The sequence below is a fragment of the Mesorhizobium sp. Root157 genome (genome assembly GCF_001427385.1).
GTDB lineage: Bacteria > Pseudomonadota > Alphaproteobacteria > Rhizobiales > Rhizobiaceae > Mesorhizobium.
Window position 1 is genome coordinate 140,674 of sequence record NZ_LMGJ01000038.1, and the last position, 17,146, is coordinate 157,819.

Sequence of the window (17,146 nt, forward strand, 5' to 3'; positions counted from 1 at the left end):
GCGGCGGAACCGCCCGGCCGAATGTCTGAAGCCTTACAGCGCGTTGATCTTGTTCACCATGCCGGCAGGCCACTCCTTGGCCTGCTCGGAGGCCAGATACTGGTCCTGAACGTGCTTGCGGAAAGCGGCCACGTCCGGCTCGTAGATCTTCAGGCCCTTGCCTTTGAACAGATCGACCAGTTCCTTCTCGTGAGTGAGATGCTTTTCGGTCGAGAAGTCGATCGCCTTGTCCGCCGCGGCCTGGAACGTCGCCTGCTTGTCAGCCCCCATCTCGTCCCACACCTTCTTGGAAACGGTGAGGAGATCGTAGCCGACCAGATGCGAGGTCAGGACGATCTGCGTCATCACCTCGTAGAACTTCATGTTCTCGACATTCGGCAGCGGGTTGTCCTGGCCGTCGATGGCGCCGGTCTGCAACCCGGTATAGACCTCGGCATAAGCCATCGGCGTCGGGTTGGCGCCAAGCGCCTGGCCGAGGAACTGCCAGGCGTCGCCACCGGGCATGCGCAGCTTGATGCCGGCCATGTCGGCGGGCGTCTTGATTTCCTTGTCAGACTTGAGGCCCACCTGGCGCACGCCGAAATAGGTCGGGCCGAGCACCTTCACGCCGAGCTGGTCCTCGGTCATCTTCTTCATCTCCGCGCCGGCTTCGCTGGCGAAGAAGGCCTTGAGGTGCGCGGCATCACGGAACAGGTAGCCAGCCGTCAGGATCGACCATGCCGGAATCTGCTTGGAAATGTCCTGAGGAGCGATGTTGCCCATCTCGAGATTGCCACGCTGCAGCGCGACCAATTCGGTGCCCTGCTTGAACAGGTTGCCGCCGTAGTAGCCTTCAAAGGTGAAGTCCGCAGCAATGGCATCGGAGAACATCTTCATCATCTCGGCGCGGATGTCCTGCTCGGAAAACACGGCCGAGAAGCGCAGTTTCGGCTTGTCCTGCGCCAATGCCGGGAACGTGCAAAGTGCTGCAGCGGCGCCGGTTGCGGCCATGAACTGGCGGCGTGTCAGATCGAGTTTCATTTCATTTCCTCCCTTGGTTTTCAGTCTATCTTGCAGTTCCGTTCTTGTGTGAGTTCACGCGGCGGCCTCGAAATGACCGGCCATGGCGCTGCGGTCCGCCTCACGGCCGCTGAACAGTTCGAAGGCCCGTACGGCCTGGTAGATCGCCATGCCCGTCCCCGGGAGCGTGCGGCAGCCGGCGACGCGCGCCTTGCGCAGCAGTTCCGTTTCGGTCGGGAAATAGATGATGTCCGCGACCCACTGATCGGACGCAAGCAGCGCGGTATCGAACGGGGTGCCGGGATATTTTTCCATGCCGACAGGCGTCGCGTTGACAATCCCGTCAACGGCGCGGATCGTCTCTTCCGTTCCCAGACTCGACGCCACCCTGGTCCCGAACATGGCCGCCATGCGTGCCGCCAATTCATCGGCGCGCGATGCCTCGCTATCGACTATGGACAGGCGGCCAACGCCGATCTTGATCAACGCATGGGCGACGGCAGCGCCTGCTCCCCCCGCGCCGAACATTGCAACGTGATCCATGCGCGCATCGGACATCGCGTCGCTGAAACTTTCGGCAAAACCCCAACTGTCGGTATTGTGGCCGTGCTTTGCCTTGCCATCGAAAACGACCGTGTTGACCGCACCTATGGCCTGAGCGTCGGAAGATAGCTGATCCAACACCGGAATGACGGATTGCTTGAATGGGTGGGTGATATTGAGACCGTGGAAGCCGGCGGCCTGCGCGGCACCAACAACATCTCCAATCGCCTCGTCGCCCAGCCCCAACCGATCGAAATCCAGAAGGAGGTAGGAATAGCCAATGCCAAGGCGCCTCGCCTCACACTCATGCATGCGCGGCGTGCGGGAAGACTGAATGCCGCGTCCAATCAGGCCGATCGTGATCGTATCTGCGCCTGCTACGGCTGCGCCTTCGTGGCCGGCCGCAAGCCGGTTGAGGAGGTCGACAAGCTTGTCGCCCATTTCGTTAACGTCCTCCCGCGGGCCGCCTCCCGGTCCGCATGCGGCTTTCTGACGCCGCACTTGTGTTTCATCGGCCACAGCGGATAAATGAGCAGCTCGATTTCGGGATAATGTACGAACTGGTTAGTTTAGTCAAATATCTATTGCAGTCAGCGGATCGGAACTGGCATGGCGGTGACGGAAACCAAGCGGAAGCCCAAGCAGGAAGCGAAGGCCACCCGCGCCCAGGATCCCGAAGGCACGCGGCGCAACATCCTCGAAGTGGCGTCCGAAGAATTCGCTTTGAACGGCCTGTCCGGCGCGCGCATCGATGAAATCGCAGCGCGCACCCGCTCCAGCAAGCGCATGATTTATTACTACTTCGGCGACAAGGAAGGCCTGTATCTGCGCGCGCTGGAAAATGCCTACCGCGAGGTAAGAGAGGGCGAAGCGCATCTCGATATCGAGGGGCTGTCCCCGATTGCCGCACTGACCCGGCTGGTCGAATTCACCTTCGAGCATCACCACCGGCACGAGGAATTCATTCGCATGGTGATGATCGAGAATATCCACAACGGCCAGTACCTGGAGCAGTCCAAGGAAATACGCGAACTCAATGTGACCGCGATCGACCATATCGCCCGGATCTATTCGCGCGGCGTCGAAGAAGGCGTGTTCCGGCCCGGTCTGGATCCCGTCGAATTGCACTGGCAGGTCAGCGCGCTGTGTTTCTTCAACGTGTCCAATCGCACGACATTCTCGATGATCTTCGGCCGCGACTTCGGCGCGCCCGAGCAACTCGAACGGCTGAAGCGCAACACCGTCGAGATGTTGCTTCGCTTCGTGGCCGCAGCGGATGCGCCCGCACTCTGATATGGCCAGCCGCTACAACTAGCGGCTACAAAACCCGTGGCATCCCCTTGGGTCTCATCAAGCGTCTTTGCGCAGCGATGCGGAATGGCGCGTTGGGCGCGCCATATCCGGCGTAGCCGCCACGCCGTTCGACGATCTCGATGATGAAGCCTTCGCCGAATGTCGGCGCATAGAGTTGAAAGAACTCACCGTTCTCGTCCCGATCGTAAAGGATATTGGAGTCTCGCAACTGGTCCGCCAGTTTCGGGTCGAGGCCGAAGCGCGCTTCGACATCGTCATAGTAATTGGGAGAAATCTGAAGTGGTTGAAAGCCGGCCTGCTCAAGGCGGCGCGAGGTCGCGAAAATATCGCCGGTCGCCATCGCAAGATGTTGAACGGCCGAACCGAATGTTTCCGCGATGAAGTGGCCCGCCAGCGTACGGCGGCTTCCTGCGCCATTGAGCGTGAGGCGAAAGCGCTTGTCCGATCCCTCGATCACCTGGCTTTGGACAATGCCTGCCGGATCGACGACGTCGACCATGGGTGTCTTGGTCGTCTTAAGGATCGACGTGTAGAAGAGAAGCCAGCTCGGCAATTCTTCCTGGAGCACAGTCTGGCCGACATGATCGACACGGGTTAGCCCGACGCCCCGGTCCGAACTTTGCGCCGGCAGCGGCACAAAATCGATATCCCACAGCCTTGCCAGGTCCGTCTTGCCATCGAGAAGATAGATCAGGCCGCCACCGACACCGCGAATGGCCGGGATCGGCAGTTCGCCGGGTCCGACAGTCTGGTGGAATATCTCAGCTCCCAAGGCTTTCGCCCGAGCGACGGCAGCCGCTGCATCCTCGACCTTGAGGCCCAAGGCGTAGGCGGAGGTTCCATGAACGACGAATGACGAGTGCGCGAAACTTCCGCGTTCGGTGTTGACGACGATGTTGATACCGCCTTGCTGGTAGAGCGACACGTACTTGGAAACATGCCTGCCGGTCTCGACGAACCCCAGTTGCTGCAGCAGGGTCTTGAGTTGGTCGGCTCCCTCGCGGTTGGCGGCGAACTCCATGAATTCGAAATCCTCGACAACGACCCGGTCCGGGATTGCAGGGGCGGCGTCGCTGGAGGCCGGCTCCTCGCGCCGGACCTGGTCCATCAGCCAGACCAGCGATCGTTTGCCATCGATGGAGATGTGTTTGGCCGACCCGCCGCGAAACAGGTCATTGAATATTTCGAGAGAAATGTAGCCGTCGTAACCTGTCGCCACGACCGCCTGCATGAATTCCCGCACCGGCAACTCGCCCTCTCCGGGCATGTTGCGGAAATGGCGGCTCCAATAGAGCGGATCCACCGCCATCAAGGGCGCATCGGCAAGCTGGACGATGAATATCTTGTCGGCCGGGATCGAACGGATGGAGCCAAGATCGATGTTGCGGGCGAGCGTGTGGAACGAATCGAGGATGAGACCGATATTAGGGTGATCTACCCGCCTGACGATCTCCCAGGCGTCGCGGTGGTCATTCACGTAACGGCCCCAGGCGAGCGCCTCGTAGCCGACCCTCAGTCCGCGTTTGGCTGCGCGTTCACCCAGCGCGTAAAAATCCGCCGCTGCCCGGTCGATCCCGCCAAGCGAGATCGGCGAGACGCTTGAACAGACCAGCATCAGGTCCGTACCAAGTTCCTGCATGACGTCGAACTTTCGTTCGGCGCGATCGAAGGCGCGGCTTCGCTGGGGTTCGGGCAGACCCTCGAAGTCCCTGAACGGCTGGAAAAGGGTTATTGCCAACCCGGCGTCCCTGGCCATGCGTCCGACGTCGCGGGGCGAACCGTCGAAGGCGAGAAAGTCGTTTTCGAATATCTCAACGCCGTCAAAGCCGGCTGCGGAGATCGCGGCCAGTTTCTCGGGCAAGTCGCCCGATATGGAGACGGTTGCGATCGACGCTTTCACGCGCCCTCTCTCCCGTAACAATGAACGAACCAGTTCGTATATTATTACGGGAGATACCTCCTAAGAGCAAGCCGACCGCTATCGAGCCAAAGCTCGGCCTAGGACCAATCGACATTCAGGTTTCGGGCGTGGCGCGAGCCGGATTTCGGTCCTGAAAAGGAGAAAAGCGCAAGGCGGTGTTGACCACCGTTGAGATACGCCGCGTCCCACTGGAATATGGCATACCACGCCTCAAATCCTGAATGTCGATTGGTCCTAGAGCGCGTCGCGATCTTCAGATTTGCTGGCGCGCTCTAAGTATCTATTTCTATATCTATTTCTATGCATGTCGTTATCCCGAAGCCGGTTCCCATTTTCGGGCGACATGCATTGGGTGTCGGCAGGTGCAAGGCTAAAGCCGCCGTCGGCGCCGGCGAGATGGCGGGCTTGTAAGGCTTCTCCTCTGGAGATTCCGCGGTGCGATCAGGAGTCGGGCGGATGAAAATCCGGGCGGCGATGCGGGATGCGTCGCCTATTGCGCGTCGGCCATCAATTGCGCGCCGCCCACCCAGCGCCGCCATTCAGCCTCGCTGCCGTGAAACACATTGAGGTCGATCCTGCCGTTCACGCCTTGCGACAAGCCCGAGCCGGAATACTGCCAGAACAGCCATTTGCGACCCGGATAGACCTTGGACGGATGCTGAGCCACCGCGCGCAGCCAGAACGGGTGGTTCGGAAATGCCCCGCGCAGATTGTCGGCGTAGAAGTCAGGCGAGGTGTAGATGATCGGGCGCTGGCCGTAGTGGCGCTCCAGCCTGTCCATGAAGACCTGCATCTTTTCGCGGACCTGGGCTTGCGAAGGCCGGCGCTTGCAACTCGATTCGCCGTTCCACTCCACATCGATGACCGGCGGTAGCGCCCCTTCCACCTTCGGCACATTGCGGATGAACCAGTCGGCCTGCTGGCTGGCGACGCGGCACCAGTAGAAGAAATGGTAGGCGCCGCGCTTGATGCCGGCGGCATCGGCGCCGCGCCAGTTCTTCATGAACATCGGGTCGAGGTGGTCGCCGCCGTCGGTGGCCTTGATGAAGGCGAAATTGGCGCCCTGGCTGCGCAGCTTCGCCCAGTCGATATTGCCCTGCCAGCGCGAAACGTCGACGCCATGCACCGCATAGTGTTTCGGCTTGACCTTGCCGAAATTGATCGGCTTGGCGTCGCGGAAGCGATGCGGGTGGATGACGCCGCCATCGATGGCGCGCGCCGCCCGGCTGGGCTTTTGCGCTGGGATAAGTGCTGCGACATCGACGGGCGGCATCGAAAAACCACTGTCCTGCGCCGGCTCGGGTTCGACCAGAACCGCCAGTTCCGGCTCGACGTCATCCGGTGCAGACATTACCGGCAGCGTTGCCTGCGGGCGTATGGCTGCTGCAGATCGCACAGCGGTTGCGGGTCGCGCGATCGAACTGGTGATTTCCGCCGAAGGCCTCGGCATCATGCCCTCGATGCCGGCGCTGGACGAGCACCCGGCAAGGCCGAAGCAAAGAAGCAGCGAAGCAAGAATGCCTGAGGAACGCATCAAGGACCTGTACGCAGAACAAAACAGCCCCAGCAGCGACGCCCCGGGAATCCGGGCCGTTTATGAACGATGAATTACCAAGAAAGATTGAATCGAATTTTTACCATACCGGCACAGCCCAGGACCAGGCCGGGTGCCTGCCTCCAGAAAACCAAAACGCCGCCCGGGCCTGCACCCGGACGGCGGTCGATTGGTTGAAAATCCGATACGAAAGCAAATGGCGCAAACGCGAGATTCAATAGTCCCGCTCGCGGTACGCGGCCCCTAGCTGCAGAGGCCGTGCTCCCAGCATTCGCGCGCAACCATGTAAGCGGGCGGCAGCGAGGGGTCTTCGGTGCGGGCGTGGGCGCGTTCCAGCATCCAGCGCACCCCTTTGGGATTGACGCGGTCCCTTTGCATGACGAGTTGGACCATGGGGTCGCTCAACAGTTCATCCAGCTTGCTGTGTTCATCTCTCATCGATCACCTCTTTGTTCATGCTGCGACCCATAAATAGGAACGCAATCATGGCTAGCCAATGACGGCTGCGCGGTAATGCGGTCACAAAAGCAAGAAATTTCGACCCAGTTCCGCATTTCCGCATTTATTTGCGTTTTGACAAGCAGGAGCGCCAGCCTGGCGCTTAGCCTGGGGTCAGCTGGAGCCGAACCTGCCGCCTCGCTCGGGCATCTTCCATTCCGGCGGCATCGGGGACTGAAACATGACCGCAGAACCGGGCACCACGCCCCTCATCGACGTGCGGACGATCGCGCCCTTCGAGCGCCACCAGCGCATCTTCGACATGCTGGGTGCGCTCAGCCACGGCGGCTCGCTCATCATCGTCAACGATCACGACCCGCGCCCGCTGCGGGCGCAAATCGAGATGCGCCATCCGGGCGCGTATTCGTGGGAGTATCTGCAGCAAGGCCCTGACCTGTGGCGCGTCGAGATCAGCCGCCCGCATACGTCTGACTGCGGCAGCGGCGGTCACTGACGGTTCGACGCCATCCTCTGCTGCGCCAGCAACATGGCAGTGGCGTTACGGGCGCTGCGGTGGCATCAAAGGCGGCGATGACACTGGCCCAGACACACCCACTCCAACCGAATGCCGGCGGAGCGCCATGCGCATCGTCTTTCTGATCCTCGGCTTCATCAGCCTGGGGCTGGGTGGGCTTGGCGTGGTGCTTCCGCTCTTGCCGGCAACGCCGTTCATCATTCTTGCCGCCTTTTTCTTCGCCAGATCTTCACCTGCGCTGCATGATCGGCTGCTGCAAAGCCGGACATTCGGCAAGGCCATCCGCGACTGGCGCGACAAGCGCGCCATCAGCCGCAAAGGCAAGATCGCGGCTGTCATCGCCATGGCGCTTACGCTTGTGCTGTCGCTCGTTCTTGGCACCGATCTCAGGATCGTGGCTATCCAGGCCCTGGCGCTGTGCGGCGCGGCAACCTTCATCCTGACGCGCAATACGGCTTGATCCTGACCAAGGACCGGCAAATGCGCCGGCACTAACCGGATCGGACGTCATACCCGCGCATTGGCCCGAGAGGCATTGCGGTCCGGCCATGGTGGCTCGCACCGTCATTTCGTTTGCACTGCAACAAAGAGCTTATTGTGCATCGCAACTAAACTTCAGGTCATCAGCAACGTGAATGGTCCTGAAGGAGATTTGACCATGTTGACGCGTCGTGAAGCACTCTTGGGCACCGCCGCCGGTACGGCCGGTGCCGTCCTCATGGCCGCTATGGCCGCCACCCCTGCGCTGGCCCAGGTGCCGGCTGCCGACATCAGGAGCCTGCCGCGCCAGAAGGTGAAGCTGGTTGCCCCACCCTTCGTGCATGAGCACGAACAGGTCGCAACAAGCGGGCCGAAAGTCGTGGAATTCCTGCTCACGGTCAAGGAACAGCCTGTGGTGATCGACCGCGAGGGCACCACGATGCAGGCCATGACCTACAACGGCTCCATTCCTGCGCCGATGATGGTCGTGCATGAAGGCGACTATGTCGAACTCACGCTGGTCAACCCCGAGACCAACGAAATGCCGCACAACATCGACTTTCATGCGGCGACCGGTGCGCTTGGCGGCGGCGCGCTCACCCACGTCAACCCCGGCGAACAGGTCGTGCTGCGCTTCAAGGCGACGCGGACCGGCACCTTCGTCTATCACTGCGCGCCGGAAGGCATGATCCCCTGGCACGTCGTCTCCGGCATGAGCGGCACCGTCATGGTGCTGCCGCGCGACGGCCTCGAGGACGAGAACGGCAAGCAGCTGACCTACGACAAGCTGTTCTACATCGGCGAGAACGACTTCTACGTGCCGCGCGACGAGAACGGCAAATACAAGAGCTACGAGACGCTCGGCGAGAGCTATGAGGAGACGTTGAACGTCATGCGCGGGCTGATCCCCACCCATGTGGTGTTCAACGGCAAGGTCGGCGCCTTGACCGGCGACAACGCGCTGAAGGCCAAGGTCGGCGACCGAGTGCTGATCGTCCATGCCCAGGCCAACCGGGACACCCGCCCGCACCTGATCGGCGGCCACGGCGACTATGTCTGGGAACAGGGCAAGTTCAACAACGCCCCTGCCAAGGACCTCGAAACCTGGTTCATCCGCGGCGGATCCGCCGGGGCAGCATTCTACACCTTCCTGCAGCCGGGTGTTTATGCCTACGTCAACCACAACCTGATCGAGGCGGCCGAACTCGGTGCCACCGCCCATATCACGGTGGAAGGCGAGTGGGACGACGATCTTATGGCGCAGGTCTCCGCACCCGGCCCGATCCGGGCGATCTAAGGGGATAGTACCCTGGGCGGCCCGTCGGAATTCCGGCGGGCCATTTGCAAGGGCTGGTCATGAAACGCAAGGTTCAGGCTTCAGTGGCAATGGCGGCATCGATGCTCGCCCTGGCCGGCATCTTTGCTCCCGACGCTATCAGCGTTACCCATAGATCGCCCGCGCAGTTGCTGGGCGAACCGGAAACCGTGGCGATCGCGCCGGGTTCGTTCGAATTTCGCCTACCCGGCGAGTTTCTGAAAAACGACTATCCGGTGGATGCGCCCTTGCAGACCACCGCCATGCGGCGCGGATTCGCGATCATGAAATACCAGGTCAGCGCGGCCGACTATGCGCGCTGCGTCGCCGATGGCGCCTGCGAGGCGCCGGACGTCGTTACAGCGACCGCAGGCGACGCCATGCCTTTAACCGGCGTCAGCTATCGCGACGCCACCGCCTATGCCGCGTGGCTGTCCGAACGTACGGGCTCTGTCTGGCGGCTCCCCACCGACGCCGAATGGGCCTATGCCGCCGCCGACCGCTATGCCGATGACGCGCTGCTCCTCGCCGCCGACGGCAGCAACCCTGCCGAACGCTGGCTGGCGCGCTATCGCAGCGAAGCCGACAGGACCGGGCCGGACCCGCAACCCAAGCCTCGCGGCCATTTCGGCGCGAATGCCAAGGGTGTAGCCGACATCGCCGGCAATGTGTGGGAATGGACCACCACCTGTTACACCCGCACGCGGCTCGCCGACGGCGTGGCGCAAACCGAAAGTACGGACAATTGCGGTGTGCGCATCGTCGGCGGCAGGCATCGCGGCTACATGTCCTACTTCATCCGCGACGGCAAAAGCGGCGGCTGTGCCGCCGGCATGGCGCCCGACAATCTCGGCATCCGCCTTGTGCGCGAGCCGGATTCGCTGCTGACCCGGCTGAAGAAGCTGTTGCCGGCCAGGATCGCCTGATTGCAGCGCGCCCTACTGCGTGCGCTTCCGTAACTCGGCCTCGGCAAAGGCCAGCCAGTCGGCCAGCAGATAGCGGTCTTCCTTGGAAAAGGGTGCCCGCCGCTTCATGTCGTCGAAGCTGTCGCCCGGATGGCAGCGGTCGAACGCCTCGCGTGCAACCGCTTCAATGAGAACCCGGCGTTCACGATCGTCGGTGGGTGAAATCATGGCACAACTCCGCTTGCTCCCTTCCACTCACTAAACGCGCGTCCGCACGAAATCTTTGCTGCCCGGCAAGTTGGACGAAAAGCCTTCTCCATATCCCCCGCCTGGCTCACCCTGTGTGACACTGGTGCGGTAGGCGTCGGCACCTTATTGGTGTATCTGCTGATCGTAGATCATCAGGAGAAGCCGCTTGAGCCGTCTCGACCGCTCTTTGATTTCCGGCCTGCCCCTTTTTCAGGGCATTGCCCCCGCCGATCTCGACGCCGTCATGCAGCAGGCGCGCTCGTTGCGCGTAGCCAAGGGTGACGCGATCTTCGAGCAGGAGGGCGACGCCCATTCGTTTTTTCTCCTGCTCGACGGCTATGCCCGCGTGGTGAAGACGACGCCGGACGGCCAGCAGGTCATCGTGCGTTACATCAGCGCCGGCGAACTGATGGGGATCGCCCAGGCGCTCGGCCGCAAGACCTATCCCGCCAATGCCATTGCCGTGGTCGATTGCGTCGTGCTGGCCTGGCCGGGGCAGTTGTGGGCCGAATTCGCGGCGCGATTTCCAAGCTTCGGCACCGGCACCTACAACACCGTCGGTGAGCGGCTTAACGATGCACAGACCCGCTTCGTCGAAATGTCGACCGAGCAGGTCGAGCAACGCGTCGCCAACACGGTGCTGCGCCTCGCCAACCAGACCGGCCGCAAGACCGAAGACGGCTTGCTGATCGACTTCCCGATCTCGCGCCAGGACATCGCCGAGATGACCGGCACGACGCTGCACACCGTCAGCCGCCTTTTGACGGCGTGGGAAGAAAGAGGCCTGGTCAAGAGCGGCCGCCAGCGCGTCACCGTGGTCGAGCCTCACCGCCTGCTGCTGCTTGCCGAAGGTCGCGCGGACAAAACCTAGGACCAATCGACATTCAGGTTTCGGGCGTGGCGCGAGCCGGATTTCGGTCCTGAAAAGGAGAAAAGCGCAAGGCAGTGTTGACCACCGTTGAGCATTTTCGACGCATTCAGGGCCGAAATGCGCCGCGTCCCACCGGGATATGGCAAAAGTCGCCCATTTCCACGTCGCGAAGCCTCGACGGTGGTCCACACCGCCTTCGGCTCCGCTCCTCGAACTGAGCGATTTTTGCTCATACCACGCCTCAAACCCTGAATATCGATTGGTCCTAGCACGCCAATTTCGCGCGCCGCCCCTTGTCGGCCGACATGATCGCCGCCTCGAATTCACGGCGCAGCCTCGCCTCGTCCAGCCCATGCTCGCGAGCCGCGTCGGCGATCGTGTGGAAAGACCCGATCGGGCAACCGACGCACAACAGTTGATGACGGATCGCGACGCGAACCGTTGCCGGCCATTTCCGCATCATCTCGTCCATGCTCGTCGTGCTGTCCAGTGTCGGCTCCATCACCCGCAATCCGTCCGTGATGGGACCGACATTGGCCGCACCCCGCCACGCCGTCGTTGCGTGCGAGCAAACAGGACCGGCTTTAAATACCTAAGGCCTGGCGGGATTCAGGTCCGGAAGCGCAGGAAGCCGCCATCTGCAAGCCACCATCACCTCAGATCTAATGCCGCTTTGCCTGCACCAGATAGGCGTCGATGTCGGCCTCGCCCAGCCACTTCGCTGCCTCCAGCCGATGCAACCCCTCGACCAGAACGTAGCGCTTGCCGTCATGGCGTACCTGGATCGGTGTCTTCATGCCGTTTTCGAGGATGTCCTCGGCCAGATGCCGCACCGTTTCGGGATGCAGCGTCTTGCGGCGCGCGCTCGGCACGTAGATGTCGTCAACCTTGACCTTCTGCACTCTCAGCATGGCGGCTCCGGCGGCGAAAAGATGCCCGCCACAGTGGATAGTGCGTTTCAGCACGAACGCAAGCTCCGGCATCGGCCGGACCGAAACTCTGGTCCGATGGTTTCCATTTGACGGCCTGCCGGCGGATGGCCGAAATGGCAACGATCACCGGGCAAGTTCGCAGAGTTTCCAATGTCGCAGGCAGCCATCCCTCCAGAAACTGCACGTCCGCCGTCGCACCTGTTCTACGTGACGCGGCTGCGCCGGCCGCTCGTTGACCGCGCCGAGGGTGTCTATTTCTGGACCCGGGACGGCCGCCGCTTCCTCGACGGTTCGAGTGGCCCGATGGTGTCCAATATCGGCCACGGCAATCGCACCGTCATCGAGGCCATGAAACGGCAGATGGACAAGGCCACCTTCGCTTATCGCCTGCATTTCGAAAACGAGCCGACGGAGGAACTGGCGCGGCGTCTCGCGCAGAAGATGCCGGGCGACCTCGACCGCATCTTTTTCGTCTCGGGCGGCTCGGAAGCCGTGGAATCGGCGCTCAAGCTGGCCCGCCAATGGGCCGTTGCAACCGGCCAGCCGAAACGCTGGAAAGTCATCTGCCGCTTTCCTTCCTATCACGGCGGCACCATCGGCGCGCTTGGCGTGACCGGCGACCTTGCCTTGACCGAAACCTTCGCGCCGCAAATCCAGCCGATGCCGGCCATACCCGCCCCCACCGCCTATCGCGACCGCGACAATCTTTCGATGGAACAACGCGGACTGCGCTATGCCGACATGCTGGAGGAGAAAATCCTCGCTGAGGGAGCGGAAAGCGTCGTTGCCTTCATCATGGAACCGATCGGCGGGGCCGCTACAGCCGCCCTTGTGCCGCCTGACAGTTATTTCGCCCGCATCCGCGAGATCTGCGACAAATACGGCATCCTCCTGATCCACGACGAGGTCATGTCGGGTGCTGCCCGCACCGGCCGCTATCTCGGCGGCGATCACTGGAACTGCCGTCCCGACATCGTCACTTTGTCGAAAGGCATCGGTTCGGGCTACGCACCGCTCGGCGCCATGGCGGCTTCCCGGCGCATCGTCACGCCGGTGCTCGACATGGGCGGCTTCCAGCATGGCTACACCTATGCCGGCAATCCGCTGGCCTGCGCTGCCGGTCTCGCCGTGCTTGGCGAGATGGAGCGGCTGGGCTGCGAGGCCAATGCGGCGGCGATGGGCGATCTGCTGATGGCCGAGCTTCACAATCTGGCAAGGCGCTTTCCCTTCATCGCCGGCATTCGCGGCAAGGGCCTGTTGATCGGGGCCGACATGGTCGCCGATCCGGTTGGCTTCACGCCGCTGCCCAAGGCCCTGAACGCCAACCAGCGCCTGCTCGACCTCGCCTATGCGCGCGGGCTGATCATCTATTCACGCCGTATCCGCGGCGATGGCGTCGAGGCCGATAATTTCATCCTGGCGCCGCCGCTCATCATCACCCGCGACCAGATTGGCGAGATGGCCGCGATTCTCGGCGATTCGCTCGAAGCCCTCGCCCGCGAACTCGACCTGCCGGTCGATGGCTGAGCGCGCCGCCCGCCCTGCCGCACCTGTCTCGATCCGCCCCGGTCGGATCGAGGACGCCGACGCGATCCATGGCGCCCTGCTCGGCATCGGCGATGCGGTCGGCGAACGGCACAAGATAACCAGCACCGTCGATGACATCAGGCATTTCGGCTTCGGCCCACACCCGGCCTTTGAAACGCTGATCGCAGAAATCGATTCAGAGTTTGCCGGCATGTGCCTGTATTTCCCGATCTTTTCGAGCTGGATGGGCAGGCCTGGCGTCTATGTGCAGGACCTGTTCGTGGCCGAGCGGTTCCGTGGCTTTCGGATAGGCGAGCGCTTGCTTCGCCGGCTGACGAAGCTGTCGAAGGACAGCGGCGGCGTCTATCTGCGCCTGTCCGTCGACACCGATAATGCAAAGGCGAAGGCCTTCTACGAACGGCTCGGCATCAGCCACGCACGCGGCGAGCAGGTTCACAAGATCCTCGGCGAAGCTTTTTTCCAGTTCGCCGACGGCGACAGTCCAGCCTGAGAGGACAGCAATGAAAACCTTCTATGCCGAAGAGCAAAAGCGCCACGACCCGAAGGCGTTCCTGTCCAGCGGTGCGCCGAAGCCCAATCCTGAACAGCCGGAACGGATTGAGCGCCTGCTTGCCGGCGCCAGGGCTGCCGGCTGCTCCATTGAGCGCCCGCGCAAACATGGACTTGGTCCGGTGGCGGCGATCCATACGCCGGAATATCTCGATTTCCTTCAGCACATCTTCGAACGCTGGCAGCGCATCGACGGCGCTTCCGCCGAAGTCATCCCCAACATCCACCCGATCGCGCGCGGCGGCAGCTATCCCGCTTCGGCCGTCGGCCAGGCCGGCTATCACATGGCCGATACCGCTTGCCCGATCTCCGCCGAAACATGGGACAGCGCACTGTGGAGCGCCTGGAGCGCGGTCGAGGCTGCCGAAGCCGTGCTGTCGGGCGCGCCTGCCGCCTATGCGCTCTGCCGTCCGCCCGGCCACCATGCCTTTGCCGATGTCGCCGGCGGCTTCTGCTTCATCAACAATTCGGCGGTTGCGGCACAGGTACTGCGCAAGAGCGCCGCGCGGGTGGCAATCCTCGACGTCGACCTGCACCACGGCAACGGCACGCAAGGAATCTTCTATGCACGTCCCGACGTGCTTACCGTTTCACTGCATGCCGACCCGGTGCGCTTCTACCCCTTTTTCTGGGGCTATGCCGACGAACGCGGCGAAGGTGCCGGCCTCGGCTACAATCTCAACCTGCCCTTGCCGCGCAAATCCGGCGATGCGGTTTTCCTTGAAACCCTGGAAACCGCCTTCCAGCGTATCCGCGCCTTCGCACCCGAAGCGCTGGTGGTTGCGCTGGGCCTTGACGCTTTCGAAGGCGATCCGTTCGGCGGGCTGTCTGTCTCGACGCCCGGCTTTGCCCGAATCGGCGAAGCGATCGCCCGGCTTGGCCTGCCCGCCGTCATCGTGCAGGAAGGCGGCTATCTGTGCGATGCGCTAGCCGACAACCTCACAGCTTTCCTGACCGGCTTCGGCGGAAGGATCAAAGGATAGCGCGACCTATCGCTGCTGCCGCAGCATGGCGATGGTCCGGTGCACGCTTTCCAGCGTCTCGTCGATCTCGCCAGCGGTGTTGTAGTGGGCGATGCCGATGCGAACGACGCCCTGCTGCGCAGGTATGCCAAGCTGGTGAACCACTTCCCATGCATAATTGTGCCCGGACCAGAGGAAAATATTCTCGGCATTCATCTGCCGCGTGATGGATTCGGGCGCAATACCGTCCACCGTGAACGACACGGTCGGCACGCGGTGCTGAAGCCGCGCCGGGTCCGTGATCCCATGGATGGTGAGGCCGGCAATATCCGACAGCCCGTCGATCAGTTGCTGCGCCAGCGGATTTTCGTAAGCGATGGACGCCTTGAATGCGGCGGCGATCCTTGCCCGCAGTGAACCGCCCGCGCCTGCGGCCCTTCCCAATTCTTCGAAATAGCCGACAGCCGCGCTCAGTCCGGCCAACAATTCGATCTGCGGCGTGCCGGTCTCGAACCGCTCCGGCAGGCCATTGGACGAGCAGCGGCACTTGTAGGGCGTCAGCGTGTCGATCACCTCGCGGCGTCCCCACAGCACGCCAAGATGAGGCCCGAAGAACTTGTAGGCCGAGCAGGCGAGGAAATCGCAGCCGATCTCCTGCACATCCACCAGGCCATGCGGCGCGAACTGCACCGCGTCGACATAAACCAGCGCACCGGCCTGCTTCGCCAGTCGTGTCAGCGCTTTCACGTTGTTGATCGAGCCGGTGAGGTTGGAGGCGTATGTCAACGCCACAAGACGCGTCCTGTCGCTCAGCACCGCAGCCAGCGTTTCCTCTTCGACCTGCCAGCTTTGCTGGTCGAACGGCACCCAGCGCACCGTCAGGCCGCGATCCTCGGCCAATTGCAGCCAGGGCGAGACGTTACCTTCATGGTCCATGCGGGTCAGCACGATCTCGTCGCCCGGCTTGAAGCCGCGGCCAAGCGTGCGCGACATGTGATAGGTCAGCGTCGTCATATTGGCGCCGATGATGATTTCCTCATGCGTCGAAGCGCCGAGAAAATCCGCCATCGCCTTGTGCGCCTCGTCAACGATCTCTCCAGCCGCCACTGTCGTTTCGAAGAACCCGCCCAGATTGGCGTTGGTGGTCAAAAGGCAGCGCGCCACCGCATCGGCAACCGCTTGCGGCACCTGGGTTCCGGCCGGATTGTCCAGATAGATGCGGCGGCGGCCTTGGTCGGTCAGGCCCAGCGCCGGAAAATGGCCGCGCACGGCATCGATCGCAAACGTCATCCGTCCCCCTTGCGCCGGGCCGTATCCGGCTCTCAAGCGCTTTTATCCCGATCCGATATGGCTTTGGCTTTGTCGAGCGGCAAGCCGCCAGTTCAGCGTTTCCGCTTGGCCAGCGCCTTGCGCTTGGCTTCGTCGATCAGCATGTTCGCAACCTGCATGCGGATCATTGCCCGCTCGTGCAAATGAGGCGGCACCCGGTCGGGATGGTTGGCAAAGGCGAAGCTGCGGCGCAGTTGCCCGTAGTCGATCCCTGGTCGGCCAAGGCCGAGTTCGGTGGCAATCGTTTCGGGGTCGATGGCCGGCAACTTTTCCGGCTGCGCTATTTCGCCCGCCAAAGCCAGCCTGGCCTGATCGAGCAAGGCTGCGAACTCCGTGGCAAGATCGTGCCCGGTTTCGCGATATTGTGCCGCCAGCGCTTCCTCCGACACCTTGATGCGGCCGGAGTGCAGTTCATCGACGACAGCCAGATAGTCGACCGCGTTCGCCGGTTGGGGCGCCGGTTGGGGCGCCGCCTCGTCCTCGACGCTCGAGGTGACGAACAGATCGTCGAGCAATGAAGCGAAATCCCGCTTGGCGCCAGTACCGATTTCAGCCTCCCCGCACGCCCGAGCCTAATCTCGACGGCGTCACAATAAGGTCGCTCGGTTAAGAATAAATGCCCGCTTTTGTAAGGAATTTAGCTTCCTGCGGCCGACACTGCTCCAGAAAATTCTCCGGCATGGCAGCCATGCGCATGCTGC

General features: G+C 62.4%; 19 protein-coding genes. 9 read left to right on the forward strand and 10 right to left on the reverse strand.

Going from position 1 to position 17,146, the window contains the following annotated elements; translation table 11 throughout:
* Positions 1–33: 33 nt before the first annotated feature.
* The gene (gene dctP / locus ASD64_RS19835) at positions 34–1,020 is read right to left on the reverse strand and encodes a TRAP transporter substrate-binding protein DctP (protein ID WP_056108907.1); all 987 of its coding nucleotides are present in this window, start codon (positions 1,018–1,020) and stop codon (positions 34–36) included.
* 54 nt (positions 1,021–1,074) lie between these two features.
* On the reverse strand, positions 1,075–1,983 hold the full coding sequence (locus ASD64_RS19840) for a shikimate dehydrogenase (RefSeq protein ID WP_082550070.1): 909 nt from the start codon (positions 1,981–1,983) through the stop codon (positions 1,075–1,077).
* A gap of 168 nt (positions 1,984–2,151) precedes the next feature.
* Between ASD64_RS19840 and ASD64_RS19845 the strand changes: the two genes are divergently transcribed.
* Positions 2,152–2,835, forward strand: coding sequence for a TetR/AcrR family transcriptional regulator (locus ASD64_RS19845; protein WP_056108910.1), 684 nt, complete (start codon positions 2,152–2,154; stop codon positions 2,833–2,835).
* Between the two features lie 25 nt (positions 2,836–2,860).
* On the opposite strand, the gene ASD64_RS19850 is transcribed toward ASD64_RS19845, so the two are convergent.
* The 3 genes from ASD64_RS19850 to ASD64_RS19860 all read right to left on the reverse strand — a co-directional run bounded on the left by ASD64_RS19850 (position 2,861) and on the right by ASD64_RS19860 (position 6,770).
* On the reverse strand, positions 2,861–4,756 hold the full coding sequence (locus ASD64_RS19850) for a bifunctional sugar phosphate isomerase/epimerase/4-hydroxyphenylpyruvate dioxygenase family protein (RefSeq protein WP_056108913.1): 1,896 nt from the start codon (positions 4,754–4,756) through the stop codon (positions 2,861–2,863).
* Between the two features lie 511 nt (positions 4,757–5,267).
* On the reverse strand, positions 5,268–6,311 hold the full coding sequence (locus ASD64_RS19855) for a GH25 family lysozyme (RefSeq protein WP_056108916.1): 1,044 nt from the start codon (positions 6,309–6,311) through the stop codon (positions 5,268–5,270).
* Between the two features lie 264 nt (positions 6,312–6,575).
* Complete coding sequence (locus ASD64_RS19860; RefSeq protein WP_056108919.1) at positions 6,576–6,770, reverse strand: hypothetical protein; 195 nt, start codon at positions 6,768–6,770, stop codon at positions 6,576–6,578.
* A gap of 241 nt (positions 6,771–7,011) precedes the next feature.
* On the opposite strand from ASD64_RS19860, the gene ASD64_RS19865 reads away from it, so the two are divergent.
* From ASD64_RS19865 to ASD64_RS19880, 4 genes are all read left to right on the forward strand, one after another.
* The gene (locus ASD64_RS19865) at positions 7,012–7,284 is read left to right on the forward strand and encodes a DUF2249 domain-containing protein (protein WP_056108921.1); all 273 of its coding nucleotides are present in this window, start codon (positions 7,012–7,014) and stop codon (positions 7,282–7,284) included.
* Between the two features lie 127 nt (positions 7,285–7,411).
* Positions 7,412–7,765, forward strand: a complete 354-nt coding sequence (locus ASD64_RS19870) for a YbaN family protein (RefSeq protein ID WP_056108924.1) — start codon at positions 7,412–7,414, stop codon at positions 7,763–7,765.
* A gap of 198 nt (positions 7,766–7,963) precedes the next feature.
* On the forward strand, positions 7,964–9,082 hold the full coding sequence (gene nirK / locus ASD64_RS19875) for a copper-containing nitrite reductase (protein ID WP_056108926.1): 1,119 nt from the start codon (positions 7,964–7,966) through the stop codon (positions 9,080–9,082).
* A 59-nt stretch (positions 9,083–9,141) separates the two neighbouring features.
* Positions 9,142–10,026, forward strand: coding sequence for an SUMF1/EgtB/PvdO family nonheme iron enzyme (locus ASD64_RS19880; RefSeq protein WP_082550063.1), 885 nt, complete (start codon positions 9,142–9,144; stop codon positions 10,024–10,026).
* A gap of 12 nt (positions 10,027–10,038) precedes the next feature.
* Here the strand turns inward: ASD64_RS19880 and ASD64_RS19885 are convergent, their stop codons facing one another.
* Positions 10,039–10,233 (reverse strand): hypothetical protein, encoded by a 195-nt coding sequence (locus tag ASD64_RS19885; RefSeq protein ID WP_056108928.1) that lies wholly within the window; start codon positions 10,231–10,233, stop codon positions 10,039–10,041.
* A gap of 187 nt (positions 10,234–10,420) precedes the next feature.
* On the opposite strand from ASD64_RS19885, the gene ASD64_RS19890 reads away from it, so the two are divergent.
* On the forward strand, positions 10,421–11,125 hold the full coding sequence (locus ASD64_RS19890; protein ID WP_056108933.1) for a Crp/Fnr family transcriptional regulator: 705 nt from the start codon (positions 10,421–10,423) through the stop codon (positions 11,123–11,125).
* 265 nt (positions 11,126–11,390) lie between these two features.
* On the opposite strand, the gene ASD64_RS19895 is transcribed toward ASD64_RS19890, so the two are convergent.
* Both ASD64_RS19895 and ASD64_RS19900 read right to left on the reverse strand, forming a co-directional pair.
* On the reverse strand, positions 11,391–11,627 hold the full coding sequence (locus ASD64_RS19895) for a DUF1858 domain-containing protein (protein WP_056108937.1): 237 nt from the start codon (positions 11,625–11,627) through the stop codon (positions 11,391–11,393).
* 160 nt (positions 11,628–11,787) lie between these two features.
* Positions 11,788–12,036: a ParB N-terminal domain-containing protein gene (locus ASD64_RS19900; protein ID WP_056109197.1), complete on the reverse strand. Its 249-nt coding sequence runs from the start codon at positions 12,034–12,036 to the stop codon at positions 11,788–11,790.
* Between the two features lie 171 nt (positions 12,037–12,207).
* Here ASD64_RS19900 and ASD64_RS19905 point away from each other — a divergent pair, with 171 nt between their 5' ends.
* The 3 genes from ASD64_RS19905 to ASD64_RS19915 are packed head-to-tail and all read left to right on the forward strand — an operon-like array spanning position 12,208 to position 15,137.
* Complete coding sequence (locus tag ASD64_RS19905) at positions 12,208–13,584, forward strand: aspartate aminotransferase family protein (RefSeq protein WP_056108940.1); 1,377 nt, start codon at positions 12,208–12,210, stop codon at positions 13,582–13,584.
* The gene (locus ASD64_RS19910) at positions 13,577–14,095 is read left to right on the forward strand and encodes a GNAT family N-acetyltransferase (protein ID WP_056108943.1); all 519 of its coding nucleotides are present in this window, start codon (positions 13,577–13,579) and stop codon (positions 14,093–14,095) included. Before ASD64_RS19905 ends, ASD64_RS19910 begins: the two co-directional genes overlap by 8 nt.
* Before the next feature lie 10 nt (positions 14,096–14,105).
* Complete coding sequence (locus tag ASD64_RS19915; RefSeq protein ID WP_056108946.1) at positions 14,106–15,137, forward strand: histone deacetylase family protein; 1,032 nt, start codon at positions 14,106–14,108, stop codon at positions 15,135–15,137.
* Between the two features lie 6 nt (positions 15,138–15,143).
* On the opposite strand, the gene ASD64_RS19920 is transcribed toward ASD64_RS19915, so the two are convergent.
* Together ASD64_RS19920 and ASD64_RS19925 are read right to left on the reverse strand one after the other, a co-directional pair.
* Positions 15,144–16,406 carry a cysteine desulfurase-like protein gene (locus ASD64_RS19920; RefSeq protein WP_056108954.1) on the reverse strand — a complete coding sequence of 421 codons (1,263 nt, stop codon included), beginning with the start codon at positions 16,404–16,406 and terminating at the stop codon, positions 15,144–15,146.
* A 92-nt stretch (positions 16,407–16,498) separates the two neighbouring features.
* Complete coding sequence (locus tag ASD64_RS19925; RefSeq protein WP_082550064.1) at positions 16,499–16,960, reverse strand: hypothetical protein; 462 nt, start codon at positions 16,958–16,960, stop codon at positions 16,499–16,501.
* Positions 16,961–17,146: the final 186 nt, after the last annotated feature.